Below are 14833 nucleotides of genomic sequence, written 5' to 3' on the forward strand. Positions count from 1 at the left end.
TCAAGCAGCATCCTGCTTTTTGGTCGCCACAGGCACCAAAGACAGCTTGAGTCCCAATGCGTCAGCCACCTTAGTAATCGTTGCCAATCCAGGATTACCTTCACCGCTCAAAGCTTTGTATAGCGCTTGACGGGTAAGGCCGGTTTTTTGGGCAAGCTCGGTGATACCGCGTGCGCGCGCAATGTTACCCAAAGCGCGGGCTATTTCCGACGGAGTACCATCTTCGCACGTTGCCAACAGATACTCTTCGATCATTTCTTCGGAATCGAGGTGCTGGGCAGTATCGTATGGGCTCAACTTTATCATGATCTTACTTTCCTTAAAGCAGCAGCCATTGTCTTTGCCTTTCTGATATCGCGATCCTGAGTGCTCTTGTCTCCACCACACAACAGGATAATCAAGACGTCGTTTCGCTCGATGAAATAGACGCGGTAACCGGGACCATAATCAATTCGAAGTTCACTGACGCCGTCGCCGACAAGTTTGATGTCGCCGGGATTGCCGTCGATCAAGCGATCAAGTCGCATCGCAATTCTGGCTCTGGCTCTTTGGTCTCTCAAGCCATCAATCCAGCTTAAAAAAGTGTCCGTCTTCTCAATCAATCTCATAGAAAGTGTAAACCACAGTTGTCAAAATGTATAGGTACTTAAAATTTCAATTTCAGAAAAATATAAAATATATCAATAAAATCAATTCACTGCGGGGCGCACCCATACCTTGCTGTCATGGAAGGCAGAGCCGCCATAGGGCGCTGATGCATCGGAGCCGGTGAGCACGTTGATCCCTTCACCGCGCTCGAAAGCGGAGTTGCGGAACAGGCCTTCGGAGATCACGACACCGCGCTTGAGGCCCGTGTGCAGACGGGCGTGAACCACCACCTCGCCGCGCTCATTGCCCACTTCCACACGTGCGCCTTCCTCAATGCCAAGCGTAGCAGCATCATCAGGATGGATCAGCAGTTCCGGACGCCCTTCCTTCAGAACCGAAGTCGGCGTTTCGGCAAAGGTTGAATTGAGGAAATTGTGGGCAGGTGAAGTGCCCAAGCGGAATGGATGTTTTGCATCCGCTACCTCGATGGCTCCCCAATAATCGGGGAACTGCGGCAGGGATTCGAATGGTCCTTGCGTGCCCATGGATTGCGGCGGACGGTTTGGCGATGGACTGCCGGTCCAATCGGGCTTGAAGCGGAACTTGCCGTCGGGCCAGTTAAAGCCCTTTTCGTAATGGGCAGTTTCATAATCCGGCTGAACGTCGAGCCAGCGCATTTCTTTCAGCACGTCATAACCCGGCAGATTGCTGGAAGCCATCATGTTGTCGATCAGCGTCTTGGCATCAAGATCAAAGCCCGGCAGATCGCCTACGCCAAGGCGTTTGGCCAGTTCGTTAATGACATAAAGATTGGGGCGGGTTTCGCCGGGGCCGTCGATGAGCTTGGGGCCAAGCACAATATGCTGCTGGCCACCACCGCGATAAATATCGTCATGTTCCATGAACATGGTGGCCGGGAGCACCACATCAGCCATCTTTGCCGTATCAGTCATGAACTGTTCGTGGACGACCATGAACAGATCTTCGCGCGCCATGCCCTGCTTGATCAGACGCTGTTGCGGCGCGACATTGGCCGGATTGGTGTTCTGGATCAGCATCGCCATAACGGGCGGGCCGCCATAAAGCGTCTCCTTGTCGCCGGTCAAAGCAAGGCCGATTTTCGACTGGTCAATATGGCGAACAGAGGTGTCTTTGAACGCCTGTCCCTCGATTTCCCGCTTATCCATGCGGAAAATGCCTGAATTGGAGTGAAATGCGCCGCCGCCTTCGTGCTTCCACGCGCCTGTCACAGCCGCAATCGACAGTGCTGCGTGCATGTTAACCGCACCATTGCGCTGGCGGGTAAAGCCATAGCCAAGCCGGAAGAATGTCTTTTTCGTCGTACCGACAAGGCGGGCGAACTCTTCGATTTCCGCAATCGAAAGACCGGTCAGAGCAGCGGCCCATTCGGGTGTGCGATCGCGAAGATGCGCCTCCAATCCTTTGGGATCGTCCGTGTAACGGTTGAGATAATCCCAGTCGGCAAGACCATCGCGGAACAGCACATGCATGATGGCACAGGCAAGCGCTCCATCTGTTCCCGGCTTCAGCACCAGCCCGAGATCAGCCTGACGAACGGTGGCGTTCTCATAAATATCGATGGCGACGATCTTGGCACCACGATCCTTGCGGGCGCGTACCGCGTGGGTCATCACATTGACCTGTGTTGCCGCCGCATTGGTGCCCCAGATAACCACGCAATCGGATTTGGCCATTTCGCGCGGATCGACACCGCCAAGCTTGCCCGTACCAGCGAAAAAGCCGGTCCACGCCATATTGGTGCAAAAACTGTCGAACTGGTTGGAATATTTTTTTGCATGGCGTAGGCGATGCATGGAGTCGCGCTGCACCAATCCCATTGTCCCCGCATAAATATAGGGCCAGATGCTTTGTGAGCCGTATTCGGCTTCCGCTTTCAGGAAACGCTCGGCGACGAGATCGAGCGCCGCATCCCAGCTTGCCTCTTTCCAGACGCCCTCACCCTTGGAACCGCCACGGATAAGCGGCTTCAACAGCCGGTCCGCGTGATGGATACGCTCGGCATAGCGGGCAACCTTGGCGCAGATGACGCCCGCCGTATAGGTGTTTTCCTTGGCACCGCGCACACGCCCAATCTGGCCTGAGTCGAGCATTTCGACATCCAGTGCGCAGGTGGACGGGCAATCGTGAGGACAGGCTGAATGGCCAGTGCGAAGGATGACAGCTTTGTTCATGCTTTATGCATAGCGCAGTTTGAACGCCGCTGAAATGGCCTGCATTGTCCTTCTTGTCCCTGTCAGGACGCGCGAAATGTCGCGACAGCGCTTGACGACCGGCTGTTGAATTGATAGTTAAGCAATCACTTTAGTATTTTTATTCGACGCTGGATGGGAGGTCCGACATGTCACTCAAACTGTATTTTCACCCATTGTCATCTTTTTGCATGAAGGTGCTGACCGCACTTTATGAAAACGACACACCGTTTGAGCCAAGCATTGTCAACTTCATGGACGAAAAGGAAAGCGCCGACTTTGCCAAGATCTGGCCCGTCAGGCAGTTTCCGGTGCTACGCGATGAAGCCAGGGGGAAGACCATTCCGGAATCCAGCCTGATCATCGAATATCTGGAACAGCATTTTCCCGGCAAGGTAAAGCTTCTGCCATCGGATCAGGAATTGGCATTCGATACCCGGTTTTATGATCGCTTTTTCGATCTGCATGTGCAGGTTCCGATGCAGAAGATTGTTACGGACAATTTTCGCCCTGAAGGCCAGAATGACACCCTCGGCGTTGAATATGCCAGGCAAAAACTGCGTACCGCCTATGATATTCTGGAAAAGCATCTGGCGGGCCGAACATGGGCCATTGGCAATGACTACACCATGGCCGATTGCGCCGCTTCCCCAGCACTTTTCTATGCCAATTTTGACGTGCCTATTGGTGAGGGATATCCAAATTTGACCGGTTATCTGGAACGCCTGATGCATAGGCCTTCCTTTGCCCGCGCGATTGAAGAGGCAACGCCCTATTTCGATATGCGGCCGGAATAGTTCTCAGGCAAGGCGCATCACGGCAGCGCCAGCGGCAATCAGAGCCACGGCGATGAGGCGTTTCGCACCGATATTCTCCTTGAGAATGAAGGCGGAAATGGCCACGGCGAAAAGGATCGACGTCTCGCGCAGTGCAGCGACGGCCGCGACCGGCGCCATGGTCATCGCCCACAGGGCAAGTCCGTAGGAGCCGAGCGTACCCACACCGCCGACGGTTGCCAGCCGTGTGCGCTTGATAAAATGCGGCCAGAGTTCCCCCTTGCGCGTGACGATGGTCCAGAGGAACAATGGAACGGCATTCAGCGTGAAAACCCACATCGTATAGGCCGCTGGTGCGCCGGAGTGACGAACGCCGATACCATCAATCAACGTATAGGTGGCGATGACCAAGGCATTGATCAGCGCAAAGACCGTTGTGGCGCGATTGGCCCCTGCTCGCCTGCGTGCCTCCAGAGCAAGCACCAGCACGCCGCAGCAAATCAGGGCGATGCCGGACCATTTTTGCGCGGACAGAAACTCGCCAACCAGTGGCCCGCTGGCAATGGCTACAAACAGCGGTGCAGTACCGCGCATGATCGGATAGGCCTGGCTCATGTCTCCACTGCGATAGGCGGCGGCAACGAGCGCGAGATAAACCAGCTGCACGACTGCGGAACCAGCCAGAAACGGCCAACTTTCACGCGCCGGAGCAGGCAGGAACGGCAGGCAAACAACTGCGATCACCCCAGCTGAGGTGACCACAACCACCGTATTGAGAAACTTATCGCCCTCAGATTTGACAACAGCATTCCAGCTTGCATGCAGAAACGCAGCAAACAGGACGATGAGAACAACAGTTCCAGACATGATCAAACCCCGACACGCCAGCTATTTGCGTGTTCCATGTGCTCAATGACACATCTGGGGCAGATGGCAAATTGGATAATCTGACGTTTAACATCAGTCGTTCTAAACGGCGTTGATTGCGTCCACAAAACCGGCAAGACTGTCGCGCAATTGGCCGCCGAATTCTTTGCTTTTGGCGATGCCGTCAGCATCGAGTTTCTTGCCTTTGAGCGGCAAGGTGAGCGATGCATTGATGACCACGCGGGCAGACATCGTCATCAGAACTTCCATAAGCAGCGGCGTGATGCGCTCTGACTGCGGCGACGTATTGATCAGAAGAACCGGCTTTTCCGGAAATTCCACACATGAAACCAGCCAGTCCAGCATGTTCTTGAAACTGCCGGGAATGCCATGGGCATATTCCGGGCAGGAAATGATCAAGCCATCGGCGGCGCCGACCTGTTTTCGCAGCGCTACTATCTTTTTAGGCGGACTATCGCCGTCGAGATCGGGATTGAACGGCGGCAAACCTGCCAAACCCTTGTAAAGAGCGATGCTCACATCAGCAGGTGCCAGTTTCATACAGGCCTCCAGAACACTCGTGTTCATGGAAACGGTACGCAGGCTACCGGAAATAGCGAGAAGCTTTGTCATGGAAAGGCCTTGCAGTGGGAATCATTTTGGGTCATCAGCATAACCGAGTTGCTTGCGATAGCACCAACATCATGACAGAAGCTGAGCCATGAACTACCGCCACGCCTATCATGCCGGCAATTTCGCCGATGTTGTCAAACACATCATCCTGACACGGATTGTGTTGTATATGCAGCGCAAAGACCATGCTTTTCGCGTTATTGATACCCATGCGGGTATCGGGCGCTACGATCTCAAAGGAACGGAAGCGGGCAAGACAGGTGAATGGCAAAACGGTATCGGCCGCCTGCTTGACACCAAGCTTGATGCAACTGTCGCCGATCTGATCAAACCCTATCTCGATATTGTCCGCGCCGAGAATGCCGACGGCACAATTCGCCATTATCCCGGATCGCCGCTGCTCGTGCGGCACCTGTTGCGCAAGCAGGACCGTCTGTCCGCACTGGAACTGCATCCTGATGATGCGCAAACTCTTGCCGCCCTTTTCGAGGGCGATGTGCAGGTACGTGTCACGGAGCTTGATGGCTGGCTGGCGCTTGGTGCGCATCTGCCGCCGAAGGAAAAGCGCGGCCTCATTCTTGTTGATCCACCTTTTGAAGTGGGCGGCGAATTTGATCGTCTGGTTGAAGGCCTTGTTAAAGCCCACCGGCGTTTCGCCGGCGGCACCTATGCTTTCTGGTACCCGGTCAAGGACCGCATGGAGGTGAAGCGTTTTGTCTCAGCCCTGTACGACACCGGCATTCCGAAAATCCTGCGCGCGGAATTGATGATTCGTGCGCCCTCGCCCGAACCGCGGCTGGATGGCACGGGAATGATCATCGTCAACCCGCCTTTCACACTGGACGACGAGCTTAGAACTGTTTTACCTGCGTTGTCGAAAGTCCTCAGTGACGGACAGAATGCGGGTTTCACACTCGATTGGGTCCGCGGCGAGCAAGTTGGTGCTTGACCGCAGGCACCGGCTGTTCGACATTGGTCTCAAATTAATACCTTGTATACCCTATGGAGAGTGACCCCGATGGCACGCGTTTCCACCCTTCTCGCCACAGCTTTTAGCACCGCTCTGGGCGCTGCTCTGGCAGTTTCATCCGTCGTTCCGGCATTATCAGCCGATTATCTCGAACGCGCACCCAGCCAGACCTATGACGACACATGTGGCCGCTCAGGCGTTCTCAACCGCATCGCCAGCCGATTCTCCTATCAGGTCCATCATGTTCCCGGCCTGCAGCAGGTAGCCATTCAGGATTTCAGCGAAGTCCATCAGCAGCGCTATGAGCCAAGCCGCGATCCGGAAATGTCGGCTGTCTCACGCTATTATTGCCAGGCGACCGCACATCTCTCCGATGGCAATCAGCGTCCGGTCTGGTATGTGGTTGAAGAAGGCATGGGCTATGCGTCCATCGGCAACAATGTCGAGTTCTGCGTTGCCGGTTTCGACCGCTGGAATGTTTACAACGGCAGCTGCCGCAGCCTGAAATGAGCCGTGATCACTGATGCAGATCGGCAGGCTGGCCCGCTACGCCCTGTTTGCGGCCCTTCTTGGCCTGTCCGTGCTGACGTATCTGCGCGAACAACAGCCCCGGGAAAATGCTGTTAACCAGCAAACGCCCGAGGCGGTCGCGACAAGCGAGCGGCAAACACCAGCATCGCCAACGGCATCCGTGCCCATTGGCAAGGGCTTTGATTTTTACGTTCTTGCCCTCTCCTGGTCACCAAGCTATTGCGCTTCGGAAGGGTCAAACGCCAACCGGCAGCAATGTTCGACCAACCGCCCCTATGGTTTTGTCGTACACGGGCTTTGGCCGCAATATGAACAGGGTTATCCGCAGGATTGCGACACATCCGAGCGCGATGTGCCGTTCAGCCGGGCAAAGCAACTCTCCGACATCATGCCATCGACAGGGCTTGTCACCTATGAGTGGCGCAAGCACGGCAGTTGTACCGGATTGAGCCAGCAGGATTATTTTTCGGTGATGCGACAGGCGGTATCACGGGTTTCCGTTCCCTCCGCCTATAGTCAGCCGACCCAGCGGGCACCAGTTAATCCGCAGGTGGTGGAACAGGCCTTCATTGCCGCCAACCCCGGTATGAGCAGCGATGCCGTTTCGATCACATGCGATAGGGATTACCTGCGCGAGGTGCGTGTCTGCCTGACCAAGGATCTTCAGTTCAGAGGCTGTCCGGAGGTGGAACGCTCATCCTGCCGCAAACGATCCGTTGATATGCCGGGGCAATAGGTTGCGTTCAGTGTGGCGAAGCTGTGGTTCGTGGTTCGTGGTTCGACATAACAACCATGAGGCCCTTCAACAGGCTCAAGATGAGGGGCGCTAAATTCTGCAACCTTTGCGATCTGTAATCTTTGCGATTAGCGTTGCATCCTCACTCTCCCTCATGGTGAGCTTGTCGAACCACGAACCACAGCTCCGCCACACTGAACATAGCGCTCTGAACGCTTTGCTAAAAACCGACACAGGTTTACCGTCAATCATCGAATCGCCAACTCTGGAGCGTCATTGTGACGAAAGTTCTTTATTCCCCCGCCTCGCCCTACAGCACCAAGGTGCGCATGGCGGCTCATTATGCTGGCATACCGGTTGAAAGTATTCTTGTAGACACCAATGCCGCCCCAGCCGACCTGATCAATGCCAATCCGCTGGGCAAGATTCCAACACTGATTCTCGACGATGGCCGATCGATTTATGATAGCCGCGTCATCACCCAGTATTTCAACCGCATTTCCGGCAACAAGATTTTTCCGCGCAATGCGGAAAAACGGCTTGAGGCGGAACAGCTGGAATCCATTGCGGATGGTCTGTGCGATGTCCTGCTCGCCCATGTCTATGAACGCCGTTTCCATCCGGAAGAGAAAATCCATCAGCCATGGCTCGACTGGCAATGGGCGAAGGCGATTCGTGTGCTCGATTATCTGAACGCAGCGCCGCCGCGTCTGAGCAAAAAACTTAATGGCGGTCATATTGCGCTGGCTGCTGCCCTTGCCTATGCGACATTGCGCTTTGAAGGCAAATGGGAAAAGGGCCGTTCTAAACTCAAGCGCTGGCAGAAACGCTTTGAAGAACTGCACCCGGAGCTTGCCGCACTTTTACCGAAATGAATCCAACCCAACAAAAAAGCCGGACAGTTTCCTGTCCGGCTCTTTTCTGGATCAAATTCTGATTAGAACTTGTAACCGACACCAACGCGAACTTCGTTCGTGGTGATCTTGTTCGAGACACTATCGATGCCACCGAGATCATAGTCTTTCTTGCCATAGTCGGAGTAGCGATATTCAACGCGACCAACGATGTTCTGGGTGATCTTGGCTTCTGCACCGGCACCGGCTGTCCAGCCGATGTGAGTCTTGCTTTCGCTGCCCAGAGGACCGGAGAGCTTGCTGTCCATAATCGCAACACCGCCTGTACCGTAGAGCAGGACCGGATCAAGAGCGATACCGGCACGGGCACGAACCGAACCTTCAACGCCCTGCTTCGCCCGGTAGCCGAAATTGCGTTCCTTGGCACCGGAATAGCCGACGTCACCTTCAACACCGTACACGAACTGGCCGTTCTGCAGGTTGTAGCCGCCGTAAGCACCGCCCTTGAAGCCATCGGCATCAAGTTTGCCGGCGCTGGTCTTGTTCTTGTTCCAGCCGTAGCCGCCATAGGCACCGATGTAAGCACCGGACCAATCGGCCTGAGGCGCCTGGTATGCAGCTTCAGGCGCAGGAGCCTGTTCAGTAATAATGTCAGCAGCCAGAACTGGGGCGGAGAGCGTCAGCACAGCCGCCGAAGCGAGGATCATTGTCTTAAGAGTGCGCATGGCAATCTCCTTATTTGAACTCTTTTACACGGAGCGGGCACTTGGTCGGGGGGAAAAAACCAAAACTTGCGTCCGCTGAACGAGATGGACATTCGCTCCGCATTGTGGCGGCACTTGCTCCGGACTGTGAAAAGAAACTGTCGAGAAAATGGCAGAAATGCGATGTGTTTATTATGCAACATGTCGAATTTACGAATGATTTCAAATGGATAAAAATAACCCAACAAAATAGAATTTGCGAAATATTTGCGTAAAATTTATCGCAAAGTCTGAAAATCGGTGTTTTCAATATAGTATACTTAATGGTTACTTAAACTTTTCATTACTCTTGAACCCGCCGCTCACTTCCCACCGTTATACGTGCTTTGAAAGAGGAAAAATGCCGCGACGGATACGAATGACTTTGATATTTCATTTGTCATTGCAGCTGCAGCCACACCCTCGCGCTTTCGCTATATCCTCCCTATATTCAGGGGTGAATCGCAGCATCAGGAGAGCCACTTGCAGACAGATAAGACCGTTGTTCTTGTAACGGGTGGGGCAAAACGTGTTGGCAAGGCGATTGTAGAAAATCTGGCCGCCAATGGTTTTGCCGTGGCTATTCATTGCAATCATTCGCTGGAAGAAGGTCAGGCGCTGCTGGAAACGGTTCAGGCGGCGGGTGGAACTGCAGCCGTGGTTCAGGCAGACCTGACGGACAGTGCATCGGTACGCGGTTTGATTGGCAGCGCTGAGGATGCGCTTGGTCCCGTCGAAATTCTCGTCAACAATGCCTCGATTTTTCAGGACGATGGTTTTGGCGATTTCGATGATGAACGCTGGAACAGGCACTTTGCGGTGCATGTAAAAGCACCCGTTCTGCTGGCGGATGCCATGCAGGCAGCACTTCCGCACGGGGAAAGCGGCCTCATTGTCAATATTATCGACCAGCGCGTTTGGAAGCTTACGCCCAAATTCATCTCCTATACCCTGTCAAAGGCCGCCTTATGGACGGCAACCCAGACCATGGCGCAGGCGCTCGCTCCGCATATCCGCGTCAATGCCATTGGTCCGGGACCAACAATGCAGGGAGAACGTCAGGAGAGAATCGATTTTGAACAACAAGTTGATGGCCTGCTGTTGAAACACGGGCCCGATCTGTCAGAATTTGGCAATACGATCCGCTATCTCTGGCAGACTCGCTCCGTGACCGGGCAAATGATTGCATTGGATGGCGGGCAGCATCTGGCGTGGGAGACGCCGGATGTCACAGGAATGGCAGAATGAACAAAGCACCCAATCATCCAATCATCGATCCGGTACCACCGCTTTCCCCTGACGGGAACGAGGAGGATATCGGCGTGATGCTGGATGATGAAGGCCCGCTTGCTGCGGAGAACAGTGAGCCGATCCGCGACGTTGCGGCGCTGATCAATGCGATCGAGTGGGATTCCAGCGTTGAAAGCGATGGAACCAGTGGCGCCGATGTCATTGGCGAACTGGTCAAGCGGCTGCCAAACAAGCCTGGTGTCTATCGCATGTTCAATCAGGATGGCGACGTGCTCTATGTGGGCAAAGCGCGCAACCTGAAAAAGCGTGTTTCGAACTATGCGCGCGGTCAGGGACACAATAACCGCATTGCCCGTATGATCCGCGAAACCATGAAAATGGAGTTCGTTGTCACCCGCACCGAGACCGAAGCGCTGCTTCTGGAAGCGAACCTCATCAAGCGCTTACGTCCGCGCTTTAATGTTCTGATGCGGGATGACAAATCCTTCCCCTATATCCTGCTGACAGCGCCGAAACAGACGGATCGGCGGCTTGCACCGGGTATTTTCAAGCATCGCGGTGCCCGATCCTCGAAGGGCGACTATTTTGGTCCCTTCGCCTCGGCGGGAGCTGTCGGGCGCACGATCAATGCCTTGCAGCGGGCATTTCTGCTGCGAACCTGCACCGATTCTTTTTACGAGAATCGCACACGCCCCTGTCTGCTCTACCAGATCAAGCGCTGCTCCGGTCCATGCACCAATGAAATCAGCGAAGCGGAGTATGATGAGCTGGTCAGCGAGACCAAGGCTTTTCTGTCAGGCAAAAGTCAGGCGGTCAAAACCCATCTCTCCGACGCCATGCGCGAAGCTTCCGCCGCGCTGGATTTTGAACGGGCTGCCGTCTACCGCGACCGCCTGTCATCCCTTTCCCATGTCCAGTCGCATTCGGGCATCAACCCGCAATCGGTGGAAGAAGCCGACGTGTTCGCCATTTTTCAGGATGGCGGTGTGACCTGCATTCAGGTGTTCTTTTTCAGAACCGGCCAGAACTGGGGCAACCGCGCTTATTATCCGAAGGCAGACTCATCTCTCTCCAGCGCAGAGGTTCTGGGGGCGTTTCTGGCGCAATTCTACGATGACAAGCCCTGCCCTTCGCTGATCATGCTGTCGGAAACGGTTGAAGATCAGGAACTGCTCGGCGTGGCACTGACAGCAAAATCAGACCGCAAGGTGACAATCACCGTGCCGCAGCGCGGCGAGAAGAAGGACCTTGTGGAACATGCGCTCAGCAATGCACGCGAAGCGCTTGGCCGTCAGCTTGCCGAAACGTCGTCGCAATCCCGCTTGCTCAAGGGCGTTGCAGAAACGTTCGGCTTGGAGAAAACACCACGCCGCATCGAGGTCTACGATAACTCCCACATCATGGGCACCAACGCCATTGGCGGCATGATCGTTGCCGGACCAGAGGGCTTTGTCAAAAACCAGTACCGCAAGTTCAACATCCGCTCGACCGATATCACCCCCGGCGACGATTTCGGCATGATGAAGGAAGTGATCGAGCGCCGGTTCAGCCGTCTGGTCAAAGAGCACGGCACGCCCGAGAACAAGGATATGCCCGATACGGCTGATATCGAGATTGACGAATTCGATGATGATTCCGACGCCTTCCCCGCATGGCCGGATATTATCCTAATCGACGGCGGTCAGGGGCAGATGAGTGCCGTGCGCGGCATTCTTCAGGAAATGGGGCTTACCGACAAGGTAACGGCCATTGGCGTGGCCAAGGGTGTCGACCGTGATGCCGGACGCGAACGGTTTTTCATGGAAGGCAAGCAATCCTTCACCCTGCCGCCACGCGATCCCGTCCTTTACTTCCTGCAACGCCTGCGCGACGAGGCACACCGTTTTGCCATCGGCACACACCGGGCCAAGCGCAAGAAGGAAATGATCAAGAATCCGCTCGATGAGATCGCCGGCATCGGCCCTTCACGAAAACGTGCGCTGCTTCATCAATTTGGCACAGCAAAGGCGATATCACAGGCTGCTGTCGAAGATTTGATGAAGGTAGACGGGATATCGGAAGCAATGGCTATTACTATTCGCGATCATTTTCGCAGTTAGCGCGTTTACTTATTGAAAACGGGACATAATTGCGCCCGACTCCGTGACGATGAGCTTGACGTTTGACGGACAAGCCCGTTTGATCGGCACTGATTTGATTGGTTGGAAATATGCCCAAGAACAACGCTTACTCATTGCCGAACCTGTTGACCTACGGGCGCATTCTTGCGGTGCCACTGGTCGTTCTCTGTTTCTTCCTTGAAGGCAGTCTGCAATCGAGTGATGCAGCCCGCTGGGGTGCATTGGCCATTTTTGCCATCGCCAGTATCACCGATTTCTTTGACGGCTATCTCGCCCGTATCTGGAAACAGACATCAACCATCGGCCGTATGCTTGATCCGATTGCCGACAAACTGCTCGTCTCGGCCTGTCTGTTGCTGCTTGCGGCGGACGGAACCATTGCAGGCTGGACGCTATGGGCCGCCATCATCATCCTTTGCCGCGAAATTCTTGTCTCCGGCCTGCGCGAATATCTGGCGGAGCTGAAAGTCAGCGTTCCCGTCAGCCAGTTGGCGAAGTGGAAAACGACAATCCAGATGTTTGCCGTTGCCATTCTTCTGGCCGGGCCAGCGGGCGACAAGATTCTGCCCTACACGACGCAGTTCGGCATTGCGCTGCTCTGGGTTGCCGCGCTTGTTACGCTTTATACCGGCTGGGACTATTTCCGCGCCGGTCTGAAACATGTGGTAGACTAAGCTTATGACCAAACTCGTTTATTTCGCATGGGTGCGCGAGCGGATCGGCAAGGGGGAAGAAGACATCGAACTCCCCGCCTCTGTCGTGACCGTGCGTGACTTGCTGAGCCATCTCAAAACCCGCGGCGAAGAATATGAACAGGCGCTGGAATATCAGGATGTGATCCGCGTTGCCATCAATCAGGAGCATGTGGATCACAAGACGCCCATCAACGGTGCGCATGAGATTGCGCTGTTTCCGCCCATGACCGGTGGCTGAGCCATGACCGGCGTAATCAAGCCGCTTGTTAAAATCCAGAGCGACGATTTTGATACGGCTACAGAAATTAGCCGCCTGACGTCAGGACGCCGTGATATTGGTGCTGTCGTCACCTTCAGCGGGTTATGCCGCGACGAAGCGGGTACGCTCACTGCGCTCGAAATCGAGCACTATCCCGGCATGGCTGCCAATGAAATCACCAAAATTGCCGATGAGGCCCTTTCGCGCTGGCCATTGACCGGGCTTACGGTCATTCATCGCTATGGCATGATCAAGCCGGGTGAAAACATTGTGCTTGTGGTATCGGCTTCCGCCCATCGCCGGGCGGCGTTTGATGCGGCCTCTTTCCTGATGGATTATTTAAAGAATGCCGCGCCCTTCTGGAAGAAAGAACATCTTGTCAGCGGTGCAGAGAGCATCTGGGTCGAGGCCAAATCCACCGATGCGGCGGCGCTCAAGCGCTGGCACGAGGCCAAATAATGCGGCGGCTTGCCATCCTGTCGCTTATTATCGGCTTTATCGGGGTGATCGCGCTGTTTGGTCTGTCATTCAAGGCCCGCAGTGAGCAGCGCGTACCAGTTATCACCGATGTGACCTGGCTGGCCGAAGACCTCGATGGCGGCGGGGTCATCGATTTTGCCCAGACGACGCTGTTGATTGACCATGACGGCAATGTCAGCGGTTCCGGCGGCTGCAACCGTTTCATGAGCAAGGCCACATTCCGGGGGCTAAAACTGACGTTCACGCCAGCCGCGGCAACCCGAAAACTCTGCCCGCCTGCCCTGATGAATCAGGAGAACAAATTCTTTTCGGTGCTGGAGCAAATCCGCTCCTTTTTGGTGGTCGATGGCAAGCTGACCCTGCGTGGCACAGCGGGAAAAACCATCGCCCGTCTGGCGCGGCAGGACTGATCCTACCCTTCACAAACAAAAAAGCCAGGACAAATCCCGGCTTTCTTTTATCAGTCTCGAAGCAATCAGCCGACGACTTCTGTACCGGAAAACCAGTAAGCGATTTCTTCTGCTGCTGTTTCAGGCGCATCGGAACCGTGAACGGAGTTTTCACCGATCGACAGAGCGAATGTCTTGCGGATCGTGCCTTCGTCGGCATTGGCTGGATTGGTGGCGCCCATGACTTCGCGGTTGCGAGCAATGGCGTTTTCACCTTCCAGAACCTGCACGATGGTCGGTGCGGAGGACATGAATTCAACGAGTTCGCCGAAGAATGGGCGATCCTTGTGAACAGCGTAGAAGCCTTCAGCTTCGCGGCGGCTCATCCAGACGCGCTTGGAAGCAACAACACGAAGACCAGCCTCTTCCAGCTTCTGTGTGATGGCACCGGTAAGGTTGCGACGGGTCGCGTCGGGCTTGATCATCGAGAAAGTGCGTTCAATCGCCATGGAATAAAACCTTGTCGTTAGGGGAATTGGATGGCGGCTCTATAGCCGCAGGCAACTCCTTTGCCAAGGGGCAGTAACCATTTAACAGCCGCCATACTGTGATTGGTGGTTCGTGGTTCGACAAGCTCACCATGAGGGAGAGTGAGGATGCAACGATAATCTCCAACGTTGCAGAATGTAGCACCCCTCATCCTGAGCTTG

At 54.9% G+C, this 14833-nt stretch carries 18 protein-coding genes; 11 read left to right on the forward strand and 7 right to left on the reverse strand.

What is annotated here, in order from left to right; translation table 11 throughout:
* From FHW17_RS09675 to FHW17_RS09685, 3 genes are all read right to left on the reverse strand, one after another.
* Positions 1-306 carry an addiction module antidote protein gene (locus tag FHW17_RS09675; protein WP_112524196.1) on the reverse strand — a complete coding sequence of 102 codons (306 nt, stop codon included), beginning with the start codon at positions 304-306 and terminating at the stop codon, positions 1-3.
* Entirely contained in the window at positions 303-608 is a 306-nt protein-coding gene (locus tag FHW17_RS09680; protein ID WP_182509721.1) for a type II toxin-antitoxin system RelE/ParE family toxin, read from the reverse strand. Before FHW17_RS09680 ends, FHW17_RS09675 begins: the two co-directional genes overlap by 4 nt.
* A gap of 81 nt (positions 609-689) precedes the next feature.
* Positions 690-2801 carry a molybdopterin oxidoreductase family protein gene (locus tag FHW17_RS09685; RefSeq protein WP_182509722.1) on the reverse strand — a complete coding sequence of 704 codons (2112 nt, stop codon included), beginning with the start codon at positions 2799-2801 and terminating at the stop codon, positions 690-692.
* A 167-nt stretch (positions 2802-2968) separates the two neighbouring features.
* Here FHW17_RS09685 and FHW17_RS09690 point away from each other — a divergent pair, with 167 nt between their 5' ends.
* On the forward strand, positions 2969-3616 hold the full coding sequence (locus tag FHW17_RS09690; RefSeq protein WP_112524205.1) for a glutathione S-transferase family protein: 648 nt from the start codon (positions 2969-2971) through the stop codon (positions 3614-3616).
* 3 nt (positions 3617-3619) lie between these two features.
* On the opposite strand, the gene FHW17_RS09695 is transcribed toward FHW17_RS09690, so the two are convergent.
* Both FHW17_RS09695 and FHW17_RS09700 read right to left on the reverse strand, forming a co-directional pair.
* Complete coding sequence (locus tag FHW17_RS09695; RefSeq protein ID WP_112524208.1) at positions 3620-4462, reverse strand: EamA family transporter; 843 nt, start codon at positions 4460-4462, stop codon at positions 3620-3622.
* Between the two features lie 102 nt (positions 4463-4564).
* Entirely contained in the window at positions 4565-5095 is a 531-nt protein-coding gene (locus FHW17_RS09700; protein WP_112524211.1) for an NADPH-dependent FMN reductase, read from the reverse strand.
* Positions 5096-5183: 88 nt separating this feature from the next.
* On the opposite strand from FHW17_RS09700, the gene FHW17_RS09705 reads away from it, so the two are divergent.
* The 4 genes from FHW17_RS09705 (at position 5184) to FHW17_RS09720 (ending at position 8207) form a co-directional block, all read left to right on the forward strand.
* Positions 5184-6044, forward strand: coding sequence for a 23S rRNA (adenine(2030)-N(6))-methyltransferase RlmJ (locus FHW17_RS09705; RefSeq protein ID WP_182509723.1), 861 nt, complete (start codon positions 5184-5186; stop codon positions 6042-6044).
* A gap of 69 nt (positions 6045-6113) precedes the next feature.
* Positions 6114-6575 (forward strand): hypothetical protein, encoded by a 462-nt coding sequence (locus FHW17_RS09710; protein ID WP_112524217.1) that lies wholly within the window; start codon positions 6114-6116, stop codon positions 6573-6575.
* A 13-nt stretch (positions 6576-6588) separates the two neighbouring features.
* Positions 6589-7332 (forward strand): ribonuclease, encoded by a 744-nt coding sequence (locus FHW17_RS09715; protein WP_112524220.1) that lies wholly within the window; start codon positions 6589-6591, stop codon positions 7330-7332.
* Positions 7333-7610: 278 nt separating this feature from the next.
* Entirely contained in the window at positions 7611-8207 is a 597-nt protein-coding gene (locus FHW17_RS09720) for a glutathione S-transferase (protein WP_112524223.1), read from the forward strand.
* Between the two features lie 62 nt (positions 8208-8269).
* Here the strand turns inward: FHW17_RS09720 and FHW17_RS09725 are convergent, their stop codons facing one another.
* The gene (locus FHW17_RS09725; protein ID WP_112524226.1) at positions 8270-8911 is read right to left on the reverse strand and encodes an outer membrane protein; all 642 of its coding nucleotides are present in this window, start codon (positions 8909-8911) and stop codon (positions 8270-8272) included.
* A gap of 501 nt (positions 8912-9412) precedes the next feature.
* Here FHW17_RS09725 and FHW17_RS09730 point away from each other — a divergent pair.
* The 6 genes from FHW17_RS09730 (at position 9413) to FHW17_RS09755 (ending at position 14144) form a co-directional block, all read left to right on the forward strand.
* A complete protein-coding gene (locus FHW17_RS09730) occupies positions 9413-10177 on the forward strand; it encodes an SDR family oxidoreductase (protein WP_112524228.1) in 765 nt (254 codons plus the stop codon).
* A 77-nt stretch (positions 10178-10254) separates the two neighbouring features.
* On the forward strand, positions 10255-12279 hold the full coding sequence (gene uvrC / locus FHW17_RS09735; RefSeq protein WP_227988173.1) for an excinuclease ABC subunit UvrC: 2025 nt from the start codon (positions 10255-10257) through the stop codon (positions 12277-12279).
* A 110-nt stretch (positions 12280-12389) separates the two neighbouring features.
* Positions 12390-12974, forward strand: coding sequence for a CDP-diacylglycerol--glycerol-3-phosphate 3-phosphatidyltransferase (pgsA, locus tag FHW17_RS09740; RefSeq protein ID WP_112524234.1), 585 nt, complete (start codon positions 12390-12392; stop codon positions 12972-12974).
* A 4-nt stretch (positions 12975-12978) separates the two neighbouring features.
* Positions 12979-13233: a molybdopterin converting factor subunit 1 gene (moaD, locus tag FHW17_RS09745; RefSeq protein ID WP_112524237.1), complete on the forward strand. Its 255-nt coding sequence runs from the start codon at positions 12979-12981 to the stop codon at positions 13231-13233.
* A 3-nt stretch (positions 13234-13236) separates the two neighbouring features.
* A complete protein-coding gene (locus FHW17_RS09750) occupies positions 13237-13713 on the forward strand; it encodes a molybdenum cofactor biosynthesis protein MoaE (RefSeq protein ID WP_182509724.1) in 477 nt (158 codons plus the stop codon).
* Positions 13713-14144 carry an META domain-containing protein gene (locus FHW17_RS09755; RefSeq protein WP_182509725.1) on the forward strand — a complete coding sequence of 144 codons (432 nt, stop codon included), beginning with the start codon at positions 13713-13715 and terminating at the stop codon, positions 14142-14144. Before FHW17_RS09750 ends, FHW17_RS09755 begins: the two co-directional genes overlap by 1 nt.
* Before the next feature lie 65 nt (positions 14145-14209).
* Here the strand turns inward: FHW17_RS09755 and ndk are convergent, their stop codons facing one another.
* A complete protein-coding gene (gene ndk / locus FHW17_RS09760) occupies positions 14210-14632 on the reverse strand; it encodes a nucleoside-diphosphate kinase (RefSeq protein ID WP_091880313.1) in 423 nt (140 codons plus the stop codon).
* Positions 14633-14833 lie beyond the last annotated feature (201 nt).

Source organism: Phyllobacterium sp. P30BS-XVII, assembly GCF_014138335.1.
Lineage (GTDB): Bacteria > Pseudomonadota > Alphaproteobacteria > Rhizobiales > Rhizobiaceae > Phyllobacterium > Phyllobacterium meliloti.

Bases quoted from the DNA above. Each gene is read 5' to 3' on its own strand.
- FHW17_RS09710 (WP_112524217.1), top strand. From the start codon at position 6,114: ATGGCACGCGTTTCCACCCTTCTCGCCACAGCTTTTAGCACCGCTCTG.
- moaD (WP_112524237.1), top strand. From the start codon at position 12,979: ATGACCAAACTCGTTTATTTCGCATGGGTGCGCGAGCGGATCGGCAAG.
- FHW17_RS09695 (WP_112524208.1), bottom strand. From the start codon at position 4,462: ATGTCTGGAACTGTTGTTCTCATCGTCCTGTTTGCTGCGTTTCTGCAT.
- FHW17_RS09685 (WP_182509722.1), bottom strand. From the start codon at position 2,801: ATGAACAAAGCTGTCATCCTTCGCACTGGCCATTCAGCCTGTCCTCAC.
- ndk (WP_091880313.1), bottom strand. From the start codon at position 14,632: ATGGCGATTGAACGCACTTTCTCGATGATCAAGCCCGACGCGACCCGT.
- FHW17_RS09750 (WP_182509724.1), top strand. From the start codon at position 13,237: ATGACCGGCGTAATCAAGCCGCTTGTTAAAATCCAGAGCGACGATTTT.
- FHW17_RS09715 (WP_112524220.1), top strand. From the start codon at position 6,589: ATGCAGATCGGCAGGCTGGCCCGCTACGCCCTGTTTGCGGCCCTTCTT.
- uvrC (WP_227988173.1), top strand. From the start codon at position 10,255: ATGCTGGATGATGAAGGCCCGCTTGCTGCGGAGAACAGTGAGCCGATC.
- pgsA (WP_112524234.1), top strand. From the start codon at position 12,390: ATGCCCAAGAACAACGCTTACTCATTGCCGAACCTGTTGACCTACGGG.
- FHW17_RS09680 (WP_182509721.1), bottom strand. From the start codon at position 608: ATGAGATTGATTGAGAAGACGGACACTTTTTTAAGCTGGATTGATGGC.
- FHW17_RS09675 (WP_112524196.1), bottom strand. From the start codon at position 306: ATGATAAAGTTGAGCCCATACGATACTGCCCAGCACCTCGATTCCGAA.
- FHW17_RS09690 (WP_112524205.1), top strand. From the start codon at position 2,969: ATGTCACTCAAACTGTATTTTCACCCATTGTCATCTTTTTGCATGAAG.
- FHW17_RS09705 (WP_182509723.1), top strand. From the start codon at position 5,184: ATGAACTACCGCCACGCCTATCATGCCGGCAATTTCGCCGATGTTGTC.
- FHW17_RS09755 (WP_182509725.1), top strand. From the start codon at position 13,713: ATGCGGCGGCTTGCCATCCTGTCGCTTATTATCGGCTTTATCGGGGTG.
- FHW17_RS09725 (WP_112524226.1), bottom strand. From the start codon at position 8,911: ATGCGCACTCTTAAGACAATGATCCTCGCTTCGGCGGCTGTGCTGACG.
- FHW17_RS09700 (WP_112524211.1), bottom strand. From the start codon at position 5,095: ATGACAAAGCTTCTCGCTATTTCCGGTAGCCTGCGTACCGTTTCCATG.